This window comes from Corynebacterium sp. MSK158 (genome assembly GCF_030229085.1).
Classification (GTDB): domain Bacteria; phylum Actinomycetota; class Actinomycetes; order Mycobacteriales; family Mycobacteriaceae; genus Corynebacterium.
Genome location: NZ_JASPHJ010000018.1, coordinates 1 through 13087, shown reverse-complemented (window position 1 = coordinate 13087; position 13087 = coordinate 1). Strand labels below are relative to the sequence as shown.

At 59.8% G+C, this 13087-nt stretch carries 13 protein-coding genes; 12 read left to right on the top strand and 1 reads right to left on the bottom strand.

Translation table 11 applies throughout. The features are described 5' to 3' along the window. Nucleotides 1-82: 82 nt before the first annotated feature. From alaS to QP915_RS10870, 10 genes are all read left to right on the top strand, one after another. Nucleotides 83-2767: an alanine--tRNA ligase gene (alaS, locus tag QP915_RS10915; protein WP_284769342.1), complete on the top strand. Its 2685-nt coding sequence runs from the start codon at nt 83-85 to the stop codon at nt 2765-2767. 10 nt (nt 2768-2777) lie between these two features. Further along, nucleotides 2778-3329 carry a Holliday junction resolvase RuvX gene (gene ruvX, locus QP915_RS10910; RefSeq protein ID WP_284769341.1) on the top strand — a complete coding sequence of 184 codons (552 nt, stop codon included), beginning with the start codon at nt 2778-2780 and terminating at the stop codon, nt 3327-3329. A 38-nt stretch (nt 3330-3367) separates the two neighbouring features. Beyond that, on the top strand, nt 3368-4561 hold the full coding sequence (gene mltG / locus QP915_RS10905) for an endolytic transglycosylase MltG (protein ID WP_284769355.1): 1194 nt from the start codon (nt 3368-3370) through the stop codon (nt 4559-4561). 31 nt (nt 4562-4592) lie between these two features. Next, a complete protein-coding gene (locus QP915_RS10900) occupies nt 4593-5420 on the top strand; it encodes a shikimate dehydrogenase (protein WP_284769340.1) in 828 nt (275 codons plus the stop codon). 102 nt (nt 5421-5522) lie between these two features. After that, nucleotides 5523-5924, top strand: coding sequence for an A24 family peptidase (locus QP915_RS10895; RefSeq protein WP_350309430.1), 402 nt, complete (start codon nt 5523-5525; stop codon nt 5922-5924). Nucleotides 5925-5992: 68 nt separating this feature from the next. Further along, nucleotides 5993-7204, top strand: a complete 1212-nt coding sequence (aroC, locus tag QP915_RS10890; RefSeq protein ID WP_284769338.1) for a chorismate synthase — start codon at nt 5993-5995, stop codon at nt 7202-7204. Between the two features lie 3 nt (nt 7205-7207). Next, a complete protein-coding gene (locus QP915_RS10885) occupies nt 7208-7744 on the top strand; it encodes a shikimate kinase (RefSeq protein WP_284769337.1) in 537 nt (178 codons plus the stop codon). A 64-nt stretch (nt 7745-7808) separates the two neighbouring features. Continuing rightward, complete coding sequence (gene aroB / locus QP915_RS10880; protein ID WP_284769336.1) at nt 7809-8879, top strand: 3-dehydroquinate synthase; 1071 nt, start codon at nt 7809-7811, stop codon at nt 8877-8879. Between the two features lie 2 nt (nt 8880-8881). Continuing rightward, complete coding sequence (gene aroQ / locus QP915_RS10875) at nt 8882-9310, top strand: type II 3-dehydroquinate dehydratase (RefSeq protein WP_284769335.1); 429 nt, start codon at nt 8882-8884, stop codon at nt 9308-9310. 120 nt (nt 9311-9430) lie between these two features. After that, a complete protein-coding gene (locus QP915_RS10870) occupies nt 9431-10537 on the top strand; it encodes a M24 family metallopeptidase (protein WP_284769334.1) in 1107 nt (368 codons plus the stop codon). Here the strand turns inward: QP915_RS10870 and QP915_RS10865 are convergent. Next, on the bottom strand, nt 10534-11430 hold the full coding sequence (locus QP915_RS10865; RefSeq protein ID WP_284769333.1) for a GDSL-type esterase/lipase family protein: 897 nt from the start codon (nt 11428-11430) through the stop codon (nt 10534-10536). The two genes, QP915_RS10870 and QP915_RS10865, sit on opposite strands and share 4 nt — an antisense overlap. 253 nt (nt 11431-11683) lie before the next feature. Here QP915_RS10865 and efp point away from each other — a divergent pair, with 253 nt between their 5' ends. Continuing rightward, nucleotides 11684-12247 (top strand): elongation factor P, encoded by a 564-nt coding sequence (gene efp, locus QP915_RS10860; protein WP_259886793.1) that lies wholly within the window; start codon nt 11684-11686, stop codon nt 12245-12247. Between the two features lie 38 nt (nt 12248-12285). Further along, complete coding sequence (gene nusB, locus QP915_RS10855) at nt 12286-12924, top strand: transcription antitermination factor NusB (protein ID WP_502869335.1); 639 nt, start codon at nt 12286-12288, stop codon at nt 12922-12924. Nucleotides 12925-13087: the final 163 nt, after the last annotated feature.

Sequence of the window (13087 nt, the reverse complement as noted above, 5' to 3'; positions counted from 1 at the left end):
GCTGTGCAGCGAAGGGTAGAGTTGGGCGGGTTAGAAACTTCTTGATAGAAGATGAAAGCTCAGACAGTTAGGATTGTTGCTCGTGAAGACTCATGAGATCCGGGAACGGTTTACCCAGCACTTCGTCAATTCTGGTCACGAGGCAGTACCAAGCGCCTCGCTGATCCTGGATGACCCTAACCTGCTGTTCGTTAATGCCGGCATGGTTCCGTTTAAGCCCTACTTCTTGGGCCAGCAGAACCCGCCCTTTGCCAAGGGCCTTGCCACTTCCATCCAAAAGTGTGTGCGCACCTTGGACATTGATGAGGTGGGTATTACCACCCGCCACAACACCTTCTTCCAGATGGCCGGCAATTTCTCCTTTGGCCAGTACTTCAAGGAAGGCGCCATCACCAATGCGTGGACCTTGCTTACCAGCTCCGTTGAGGAGGGCGGCTTTGGCCTAGACCCAGAGCGCCTGTGGGTGACCGTTTACCTGGATGATGATGAGGCCGCCGAAATTTGGCGCGATAAGATCGGTGTGCCTGAAGAGCGCATTCAGCGCCTCGGCATGGAGGACAACTACTGGTCCATGGGTATCCCTGGCCCCTGTGGCCCGTGCTCCGAGATTTATTATGACCGCGGTCCTGAGTACGGCAAGGACGGCGGCCCGATTGCCGATGACAACCGCTACATGGAGATCTGGAACCTGGTCTTCATGCAAAATGAGCGCGGCGAGGGTATTGGCAAGGGCAACTTTGAGATCGTCGGCGAGCTGCCCAAGAAGAATATCGATACCGGCCTGGGCATCGAGCGCGTGGCCTGCATTCTCCAGGACGTAGATAACGTTTATGAAACGGATCTGCTGCGCCCAGTTATTGACGTAGCCGAGGAGCTTACCGGTGCCACCTATGGTGACAAGGCCTCCCACGAGGACAATATCCGCTTCCGCGTGGTAGCTGACCACTCCCGTACCGGCATGATGCTCATCCTGGATGGCGTGACCCCGGGCAACGAGGGCCGCGGGTACATCCTGCGCCGCCTTCTTCGCCGCATTATCCGTTCCGCCAAGCTGCTGGGTGCTAAAGGCGCGACTATGGAGCGCTTCATGAATACGGTCATGGACACCATGACCCCGTCCTACCCGGAGATTGCGGACAACCGCGAGCGCATCCTGCGCGTTGCCGTGAATGAGGAAAAGGCCTTCCTGAAGACCCTCGAGTCCGGCACCCGCCTCTTCGATGATGCTGTCCAGGAGCTCAAGTCCACCTCCCGCGCGAAGACCGCAAAGGTCCTGCCGGGCGAGAAGGCCTTTGAGCTGCACGATACCTACGGTTTCCCCATCGACTTGACCTTGGAAATGGCCCAGGAGGCCGGCCTTGAGGTCGACATGGATGGCTTTAACGATGCCATGGGCGAGCAGCGCCGCCGCGCCAAGGCCGATAATCAGGCCAAGAAGCACGGCCACACTGACCTTTCCCTCTACCGTGACTGGGTAGACAATAACCCCACCGTCTTCACCGGCTTTGAGGAGCTTACTTCCGACGCCCGGGTGATCGGCCTCGTCCGCGGCGGCGAGAAGGTCGACCAGGTACATGAAGGTGACCAGGTTGAGGTCATCTTGGACCACACCCCGCTGTACGCCGAAGCGGGCGGCCAGATGGCAGACCGCGGCCGCATTATGGCCGGCGAATCCCTGCTGGAGGTCAACGACGTTCAAAAGATTGGCAAGAAGCTGTGGGTACACAAGGCTACGGTTACCGCCGGCGGCCTTGACTTGGGTATGTCCGTTGAAGCAGCCGTCGACGAGCAGTGGCGCCACGGTGCCACCCAGGCGCACTCCGCAACCCACCTCATTCACGCAGCACTGCGCCAGGTGCTTGGCCCCACCGCCGTCCAGGCCGGCTCCATGAACCGCCCGGGCTACCTACGCTTTGACTTCAACTACACCGAGCAGCTCAGCCAGGCGCAGTTGGAAGAGATTGCGTTGATCACTAACCAGGCAATCGACTCCAACTTTGCCGTCAACACCATTGAGACCTCCCTGGAGGAGGCCAAGGCCATGGGTGCTATGGCACTATTCGGTGAGAACTACGGCAAGGAAGTCCGCGTAGTTGAGATCGGTGGCCCGTTCTCCATCGAGCTGTGCGGCGGTACGCACGTTGGTTCCTCCGCTGAAATCGGACCGGTGTCCGTGCTCGGTGAGTCCTCCGTTGGCTCTGGTGCTCGCCGCATCGAGGCCTACTCCGGTTTGGATGCCTTCCGTTACTACTCCAAGGAAACCGCCTTGGTAGAAGGCGTGTCCCGCGAGCTGAAGGTACAGACCGAGGACCTGCCGGAGCGCATTGCTCAGCTGTCTGAAAAGCTCAAGGCAGCGGAGAAGGAAATTGAAACCCTGCGCAAGCAGCAGCTGGCTGCGCGTGCCTCCGAGTTCGTCAGCGCGGCTAAGGACATCAATGGGTTCAAGGTTATTGCGCTGACCTTGCCGGAAGGCACCACCGGCGGGGACCTGCGCACCGTTGCTACGGACCTGCGCAACCGCCTGCGCGAGGAAGAAGCCGTCATCGTCTTGGGCGCCGAGGACAAAGGCAAGTTCCCGTTCATCGCGGCGGCCACGGACAAGGCCGTTGGGCGCGGCGTGAAGTCCGGGGACATCGTCAAGCAGTTTGGCCAGTACGTTGACGGACGCGGCGGCGGTAAGCCAGATATGGCTCAGGGCTCTGGTTCTACTGCGGCCGGTGCTGAGCGCGGCTTCGAGGCCGTCAAGGACATGCTCGAGTCCCTGTAGGAGTTCGACCGTGGCAAAAGTGGAACCAGATACCCCCGGAGTTGATGACCCGGGGCAGGGCCGTCGTCTCGCACTCGATGTCGGCACGGTGCGCATTGGCGTGGCAGTGTCCAATAGGGAAGCCACGCTTGCCACCCCAGTGGAGACCGTGCAGCGGGAAACCGGGTTCAAGGACCGCGATAAAGGCGATATTGACCGCATCATAGAACTGATTGATTCTTATGGCGCAGTAGAGGTCATCGTAGGGCTGCCGCGGGACCTGCAGGGAAATGGCTCAAAAAGCGTAAAACATGCTAAGGAAATTGCGTTTCGGATCCGCCGTCGGTTGAATCGAGATGCAAATATAGATAAAGTTCCACCACCAGTACGTTTGGCTGATGAGCGTCTGACCACCGTGGCAGCAACCACCGCGCTGCGCGCGTCCGGCGTGTCCGAGAAGAAGGGCCGTAAAGTCATCGACCAAGCAGCAGCGGTGGAGATATTGCAGACTTGGTTGGATGGGCGCGCGAGCGCGCTACGAACCCATGATGCAATAGACCAGCCTTCAGACTCAGGAGACTAAAACACGTGAGCCGTAACCAAGAACGCCTCGGCCGATCGATGGAGCCGAAATACGTCAAGCGCCGCCAGCGCGGCATTGCCGTTGTCATTGCGTCCATCATCGTCATCCTTGGCGCCCTTATCTACATCGGATTCCGCCTCGGCAATACCTCCGCCGATTATGAAGGAACCGGCAACGGTACCACCCAGCTGGTGGAGGTGCCGGAAGGCTCGTCCATGTCCGAGCTCGGACCTGCGTTGGTAGAGAAAAATGTGGTGAAGACGCAAGACGCTTTCGATTCTGCTGCGTCGATGAACCACAGTGCAAGCCAAATCCAGCCGGGCTTCTATCGACTGCAGGAAGAAATGAGCGCGGATGCAGCAGTCGAGGCACTGCTGGATGAGAATAACCGCGTGGACATGCTCGAGGTACAAGGTGGCGCCACCTTGGAGGACGTCAAGGTTGTGGGCGGAGACGTCCGCTACGGCATTTACTCCCTGATTTCTGAGGTCAGCTGCAACGATGGCAACTGCCTGAAGAAGGAGGACCTGGAAAAGGTTGCCGCGGAAACCGACCCAGCCGAGCTGGGCGCACCGGAGTGGGCCTTGGACGCTATCAATAAGCGTGGCAAAGACCCCAAGCGCATTGAGGGCCTTATCGCCCCAGGCCAGTACGTCTTGGACCCTAATATGGAGGCCAAGGACATCCTCAAGGATCTCATCACCCGCTCCACCGAGCGCTACAACGAGACCAATATTGAGGAACGCGCCCAGGCTATCGGCTTGAGCCCTTATGAGCTGCTCACCTCCGCATCCCTGGTGGAGCGCGAGGCACCGGCAGGCGAGTTCGACAAGGTTGCCCGCGTTATCCTTAACCGCTTGGACGAGCCAATGCGCCTGGAGTTTGACTCCACCGTGAACTACGGCTTGGAAGACGTTGAGCTGGCCACCACCGATGAGGCCCGTGAGGAGAAGACCCCGTGGAATACCTACGCGAAGGAAGGCCTACCGGATACCCCGATTGCTTCTCCTTCGGACGATGCAATCAAGGCCATGGAAGAGCCGGCTGAGGGCAACTGGAAGTTCTTCGTCACCGTGGACCAGGAGGGCACTACCGTCTTCTCGGATAGCTACGATGAACACTTGGGCCGCGTTGATGACGCCATCCGCTCCGGCGTGCTTGACTCCAAACGCGAAGGCGAGGGCGCTGGTTCCGGCAACGGCGACGCCGCTGCCGAGCAGCCCGCCCAGTAGAGTCGCGACGACCACAAAGAGGTAGAACGTCATGCCACGTGCGGCTGTCCTTGGTAGCCCCATCGAGCACTCCTTGTCTCCGGTGCTTCACAATGCTGGCTACGAGGCCGCCGGGCTGGCCGGTTGGGACTACACCAGATTTGAGTCATCGGCGGAGGAGCTGCCGGAACTGGTGGCGGCAAGCAACTCCGAGTTTGTTGGTTTCTCCGTGACCATGCCCGGCAAGTTTGCTGCCCTCCGCTTTGCGGACATCGTAAGTGACCGGGCCCAACTGATTGGCTCGGCAAACACCTTGGTGCGCAGGGCTGATGGTTGGTTTGCGGACAATACCGATACCGAGGGCGTACGCGGTGCGCTCGCCGAGCTCCTGGGGGATAGTCCGGCAGTTCATGCGCTGCTCATTGGTGCTGGGGGCACCGCGCGTCCCGCGTTGTGGGCGCTCGCTGAGCGCGGGGTGAAAAAGGTTACGGTCCTCAACCGTTCCGACCGGAGCGCCGAACTGTTGCCGCTCGCCCAGAACTTGGGGCTGGAACTTTCCTTTGTCAGTTTCGACGGGGACTTATCCGTGCTGTCTCGGGAAGCCGATGTCATTGTGTCCACGGTTCCGTCAGCGGCGGTGAAAGACTATGTCTTTGACCTCGCCCACGCACCGGTGCTGGACGTCATCTATGATCCCTGGCCTACACCGCTGACCATGTGCGCGGCGGCCAATGGGTACAAGACCGTCGGCGGTCATGTCATGCTCGCGCACCAAGCATTTAGCCAGTTCGAGCAATTTACTGGGGTCGCCGCCCCGCGGGAAGACATGCTGAAGGCATTGAACCAGGAGCTGCAGAAGCGGTCGCAGACGACTAAGTAGGGCGGGCGTCGGCAAGCGCGGCCTGCAACCCCGTGCCGTAGAAGCTGCGGATTTCGCCATGTAGACTTTGGCGCCCAGCGCTTCTTCACAGCGTGCCTTAGTGTGATCCCCGTGTTAGTAGTCGGGGGAATTATTTATTGTTTGTGGGCAGCAGCCTTGTCTTGGTGGGATATTCGGCAGCGCCGATTGCCAGACTGGTTAACCCTTCCAGCTGCGGTGCTGTCGCTCGCCGTTGCCAATTGGAGTGGGCTGTGGTGGCCGGGGATGTACCTCGTGCTGGGGCTAGCTCATGCAGGCGTGGGTGGAGGCGACATCAAACTCGCTTGGCCCCTGGGTATGTGGGTGGGGCATGTGGCCGGGTTTATGGGGGTGGTAGCGGCAAGCGGCTGCGCATCCGTTCTGACACTGGTCTGGTCCGCGTGCAGTCGGCAGAAGAAGAGCCCGCATGGTCCCGCAATGCTGCTAGCGGCAACGGTCATTATCGCATGTGCGCACCCTCTTTGAGGGGGTGGAAGAATATATTGCGGGGCCAAGTTGGTACTGGATTGGCCAGGCCGTGCGATAATACCCGCATGCTTCGTTGGACTACTGCAGGTGAATCCCACGGCCAAGCTCTTATTTCGATGTTGGAGCACATGCCCGCTGGGGTCCCTATTACCCGCGCCGATATTTCCCATCAGCTTTCCCGGCGCCGCCTAGGCTATGGCCGCGGTGCCCGTATGAAGTTTGAGGCTGATGAGGTCACCGTGCTGGGTGGAGTCCGCCATGGGCTCACCTTGGGTAGTCCCATCGCCATCATGATTGGCAATACGGAGTGGCCCAAGTGGACCACCATCATGTCGGCAGATCCGCTGGATATGGACGATGAGGACACTATTAAAGCGATGAACTCCGGGCGCGGTGCCGCCTTGACGAGGCCGCGCCCCGGGCACGCGGACTTTGCCGGAATGGTGAAGTACCGCCACAGTGAAGCGCGCCCCATCCTCGAGCGCTCCTCTGCGCGTGAGACGGCGGCGCGAGTGGCCGCAGCTACCGTTGCGCGTAACTTTCTGCGCGAGACCTTGGGCGTCGAGGTTCTCTCCCACGTGATTTCCATTGGCGCTTCCGAGCCTTATGAGGGGCCTGCGCCAGCGTTCGCGGACATCGAGGCTATTGATGATTCACCGGTCCGCGCCTGCGATAAGGCGGCTGAAGCCTCCATGATTGCGGAAATCGAGGCCGCAAAGAAGCAGGGCGATACCTTGGGCGGCATCGTTGAGGTTGTGGTCGATGGCCTGCCTATCGGGCTGGGCTCGCACATTTCCGGCGATGACCGCTTGGACGCACAATTGGCTAGCGCCTTGATGGGCATTCAGGCTATCAAAGGCGTAGAAATTGGCGATGGCTTTGCCGAGGCCCGACGTCGCGGATCCGCTGCCCACGATGAGATGGTCCGAACCGAAGAAGGCGTATCCCGCCTTAGCAACCGTGCAGGCGGACTTGAAGGTGGCATGACGAACGGGCAGCAGCTGCGCGTGCGGGCGGCGATGAAGCCGATTTCTACCGTTCCGCGTGCCTTGCGCACCATCGATATGGAGTCCGGCGCTGCAGCTACTGCCATTCACCAACGCTCCGATGTGTGCGCGGTTCCGGCGGCAGGCGTCGTTGCAGAGGCAATGGTTGCCCTCGTCCTTGCGCGCGCCGTGCTAGAAAAGTTCGGAGGCGATAGCCTCGAAGAAACCTCTGCGGCCATCGCCGCGTATGATAAATACGTTTCGGACCGTCTTGCTTTTGACCAGGAGTAAGTTATGACCACCCCAACCGCCGTTACGGGCCTGCCCCGTCCACGCGTTGTTTTGGTTGGCCCGCCAGGTGCGGGTAAATCCACCATTGGCCGCCGCCTTTCCCACGCCTTGAGCTGCGAACTGGTGGATTCGGATCACCTCATTGAACAGGATAAAGACAAGCCGTGCGGGGAAGTCTTTAGCGAGCTGGGTGAACCAGGCTTTCGCGCACTCGAAGCCGAGCACGTTGCTGCGGCACTGCGCACTGGTGGAGTAGTCAGCCTCGGCGGCGGGGCAGTGTTGACGGACTCCACCCGTGAGCTGTTGGAGCGCCATACCGTCATCTTTTTGGATATCTCTCCTGAGGAAGGTGCACGGCGGACGTCCGGGGATAGCAATCGGCCGGTTCTCGCGGCCGCAGATCCCCTCGAGCACTACCGCAACCTCGTGGAGGCACGTCGCCCGTATTACCAGGAGGTGGCCGATTATCGGGTACGCACCGATGCCCGGACCCCACAGCAGGTGGTGGGCGATATCCTCGGCTTCCTCGATACCCTGTAGATTCCCCGCCGCGCTAGCACTAGTTTCTCGCCCCCTGGCTCGGCGGCGAACGGAAAGGAACACCATGCCCAGCATTGCCGTTAATGGACCACAGCCTTATGAAGTTCGCATTGGCGCCGATCTCAATCGGGACATCGCGCAGCGCTGCGCGCAGATTGGTGCAGGCCAGGCGGGCATTATCTGCCAGCCTCCCTTGCGTGCCGCGGCCGAGCGCCTAGCGGAACTCGTTGCTGCTGAGGGGGTGGAGCCTACGCTTATCGACGTCCCCGATGCCGAGGCCGCCAAGCAGCTCAGCGTCATCGGCGGCGTGTGGGATCAGCTGGGGGAGAAAGGCTTTAGCCGCCGTGACGTCATCATCGGCCTCGGTGGTGGCGCTACCACCGATTTGGCTGGGTTCGCGGCGGCCGGGTGGATGCGGGGCATCAAGGTCATTCAGGTACCGACCACGCTATTGGCCATGGTTGACGCGGCCGTCGGCGGCAAAACCGGCATCAATACCGCCGCCGGCAAGAACCTCGTTGGCGCTTTTCATGAGCCAGACTCTGTGTTTGTGGATCTCGAGCGCCTCGATACCCTGCCCGAGGCGGAGATCATTGCTGGATCGGCAGAAATCATCAAAACCGGATTCATCCATGACCCGGTGATCCTTGAGCGCTATGACCGCGACCCCGGCGCATGCGTGGACCCGCAGGGATATCTTCCAGAATTGATTGCGCGCTCCATAGCAGTAAAGGCCGCGGTGGTGGGCGAGGATCTCAAAGAATCGGGCCTGCGTGAAACGCTCAACTATGGCCATACCTTTGGCCATGCGGTGGAGCGCCATGAACAGTATCAGTGGCGCCATGGCAACGCGGTGGCGGTGGGCATGATGTTTATCGCCCACCTGGCGCATGCGCGCGGCCTCATTGACGCGGAACTGGTGGAAACGCACCGCCGTATCCTGCACAGTATTGGGCTGCCAACTACGTATAGGCCGGGCCAGTTTGCGGACCTGTATGAGGCAATGACCCACGATAAGAAGAACCGCGACGGAAAGATCCGGTTCGTAGCCTTGACCAGGGTGGGCGAGACCACCCGTCTCGAAGGACCCATTACGGAAGAGCTAGAGGCGGCCTACGCCGCGATTTCGGAGTAGTAATGAAGATTATTGTCCTCAATGGCCCGAACTTGAACCGCTTGGGAAAGCGACAACCGGATGTCTACGGTTCCACCACCTTGGCGGATGTAGAACAGATGATCTCCTCGCGCGCCGCCGCGCACAGTGCAGAAGTAGAGTGCTTCCAGTCCAACCATGAGGGCGAGCTCATTGAGAAGGTGCATGCCGCCGCGGATGCGGGCCACCCAGTGATTATCAACCCCGGCGGTTTTACCCATACCTCAGTGGCCCTGCGGGATGCCTTGGCAGAGGTAGCCGATGGCGCCGGATTCGTAGAGGTGCATATTTCTAATGTGCATGCGCGCGAGCCCTTCCGCCATCACTCCTATCTCAGCCCTATCGCCCGCGGAGTCATCGCCGGGTTGGGTGTCTTCGGCTACGTGGCGGCAGTGGACTACCTCTGCCAATAGGCACCCCTCGAACGGGCTGGGCGGCAGCCGGCTAGAAAGAATTCCGCCCAACTGCGGGGGCAGGGTCGATATACTGGGTGGATACTTTCTACACCGCAGTCGACCCAGAAGGATGAAATCATGGCTTTGGCAGATACCCGATTTAGTGACCGGCGCCGCAAGCTTGCCGCGGAACTAGCCGGCCAGCGCATCGATGCCGTTCTGGTCACCCATCTCACGCACGTGCGCTACCTTTCGGGATTTTCCGGCTCGAATGGCGGGCTATTGCTGCGTAAGGACCTTAGCGCGCAGGTTGCTACCGACGGCCGGTACACCACGCAGATCGCCCGCGAAGTTCCCGATCTGGAGGCTATCCAAGGCCGCGCGGTAGGAAAGGTGCTCCTGCAGCAGTTTGCCGATGTCGAGGGGCCTGTTCGAGTCGGTTTTGAAGCAGACTACCTCTCGGTCTCTGAGATGAAGGACCTGGAAGAGTCCGCCCCGGAGTCGGTTACCTTGGTTCCCATCGCCGGGGTCATTGAACAAATTCGCTTGGTCAAGGATTCGCTCGAGCTAGAAAAGCTGGAAGAGATTGCCGCGCTGGCAAATCAGGCGCTGGAGGATCTACTCGCCGCTGGTGAGTTGCGTGCCGGCCGCACCGAGCGCCAAGTGGCCGCCGATTTGGAGTATCGTATGCGCATGCTCGGCTCGGAGCGAGTGAGCTTCGATACCATCGTGGCGTCCGGCCCGAACTCGGCGATGCCGCACCATGGTGCCGATGACCGGGTCATCGAGGACGGCGACCTAGTGACCATCGATTTCGGTGCCCACCTGCGCGGATTCAACTCCGATTGCACCCGCACCTACGTCGTGGGCACGGCGAATGATTTTGCCAAGGAAATCTATGATGTGGTGCTCCGCGCCCAAAAGGCAGGCGTGGCAGCGTCGGTGCCGGGCGCTAAGCTTGCCGACGTCGACGCAGCCTGCCGCGATGTCATCTCCGCCGCCGGATATGGCGACTACTTTGTACACTCGACGGGCCACGGCGTGGGCCTAGACGTCCACGAAGCCCCGTTCGCGGCACAAACCGGTAAGGGCGAACTCGCTGCCGGCATGACCCTGACCATCGAGCCGGGCATCTATGTGCCAGGCAAGGGCGGCGTGCGCATCGAAGACACCCTCATCATTACCGATGGTGCGCCGAAAATCATTACCGCCGCGACGAAGGAATTTACTGAACTGCCCGCCTAGTGAGCCAGCACCTTGGAGTTAAGCAGCTGGGCGACATTGCGGTTGCCCAGATGTGTGAGGTGATTGAAGAGGTTGTGCGGTACGGAGTACTCCCACTTGCCGGAAATCCAGCGGGTGCTGTCCGGCGCGCACATCCCGTGATCAATGGAGTCGGCGCGTAGGTCGTAATACTGCACGCCGTTTGCGCGGGCTGCCTTGTACATGGCGCTATTGACCTGGTCCTCACCGGTGCGGACCAGGCCCGCGTAGTCCATGTTGAAACCGGCTTCAGAGGATCCCGGTGCGGAGGTGCGCAGCGGGCATACCGCGCCATTGCGGGCGGAGATAGCGGGATAGCCTACAACGGTGATGCGGGCATTCGGGGCGGAGTGGCGAATCCGCTGGATCGAATGCTTCATGCCGTCGTAGTAGGGATTGGAAGAAGAAAGAGAAGGGCGCACGATTTCCTGGAAATCATTGGCGCCGAACTGAATCAAAACGTTCTTTGTTTCGCCATTGAGATCGTTATTGGCAATGGCTCCGTTGATCTGCTCAGTGAAGTCCTTGCGGTGCGAGTGGCCGGCCGCCTTCGCCGCAGAGCATGCGTAGTTGGCTACATGCTGACCAGAAACGCGCCCCAATTCGCGGCCAACATTACTCTGCCCCTGCGGGCAGCCCTGTGGGGACGGTGCGCCAGGAGCGTCTTCGATGCCGTGGGTGGCAGAAGAGAGCGTAGTGCCTGCCGAAGGGGACAGGCTCGAGGTAGTGCCAATTTGGCCATAGGTTGGGTTGGCAAAGACAGAATCACCGAACATCACGGTCTGGGCGTCTGCCGCCATGGCCTGCGGAGCGGACAGTGCCGCTACGGCTGCGCCAGTAACAGTTGCTGCGGCGTAAAGCTTCTTGAGAGGCATCGCAAAAATCCTTGGTAGATATGTGAAAAATCAATAAAACAAAGCCTTATCGTACAGCGAGTTATTGCTGAATAAAAACCTTTGATTGCTCGCGTGCCTGACCGCTTAGGCCAGGCGACAGGCCCCGAAAGCCACTCCGCTGGTAACTGTGGGGAAGAAATGGGGGACCGGTAATACCCCAAGGGGCAGTTGTCCGGTAGGCTTAAACATTGTTTTCAACCTTTAGTCCACAATTTTCGGGAGTTTAACCGCAATGGCTGATACTACTGATTTCAAGAACGGCCTCGTTCTGAAGATCGACAACAAACTGATGCAGATCGTTGAGTTCCAGCACGTGAAGCCGGGCAAGGGCCCAGCCTTCGTGCGCACCAAGCTCAAGGATGTTGTCTCCGGTAAGACCGTGGACAAGACTTGGAATGCTGGCGTTAAGGTAGAGACCGCTACCGTGGACCGCCGCGATATGACCTACCTGTACAACGATGGCACCAGCTACGTTGTTATGGATGAAAAGACCTTTGAGCAGTTCGAGCTCCCGCCGGAGAAGTTCGGCGATGCCGCTCGCTTCCTGCTGGAGAACATGCGCGTTCAGGTTTCCTTCTACGAGGATGAGGCACTCTTTGCAGAACTGCCTATTTCCGTAGACCTTAAGGTAGAGCACACCGACCCTGGCCTGCAGGGTGACCGTTCTTCCGGCGGCACCAAGCCCGCCACTCTGGAGACCGGTGCTGAGATCCAGGTTCCGCTGTTCATCGAGATCGGCAACGTCCTCAAGATCGATACCCGTACCGGCGAGTACCTCTCCCGCGTTAACAACTAGGGCATCTGACTGTGTCTGATAACACCCCTAAGCGCGATATCAACTACAAGCGGCACACCGCGCGGTACCGCGCGCGTCGTCGTGCCGCCGATATCCTCTACGAAGCAGAAAATAGGGACGTTGACCCCGTTGCCATCGTGGAGGATCGCATCGCCTTGGCACGTGAGGATCGCAATGCGGTAGCACCTGTCGCCGAATACACGCAGGTGATTGTCAAGGGCGTCGCTGAAGAGCTGGATGCCATCGACGACACCATCTCTCGCTTCCTTGCCGAGGACTGGGAACTGCACCGCATCCCGGCCGTTGACCGTGCGATCCTGCGCCTATCGGTGTGGGAGCTGCTGTTCAACCCGGATATTCCCACCGCTACTGCGGTCGTGGAAGGCGTGGAAATTGCCTCCCAGTACTCTAACGATCAAGCAGCGCCATATATCCACGCTGTGTTGGATGACGTGGCGCAATCCCGTTCTGCGGAAAACCCGATGTCCGCAGAACACCAGGGCAGCGATGCAGATACGGTCGGCGAGGATACGACCGACGAGGAGTCGGTAGACTCTAAGAATGCGGAAGATGCGGCCGAGGATACCTCCGCATCCACCGCTTCGGACTCCGCTGCCGCGGCCGACGACTCGGCTGAAGCAGACGGTTCTGTGCAGCAGGGCCCCACTGCGGAATAGTCAGGTTTAAACTGGCCCACATACTTAAACCGTCCGCCCAGCTCGATGGTGAAGAGCTGTGGCGGGCGGTATTTTCATGCCCAAGACGGCCTAAACGACACGATGTGTTGGTGAGGTTGTACGGCTAGCCGGTCTGGCGTGCTGATATTAGGACTATTTCACT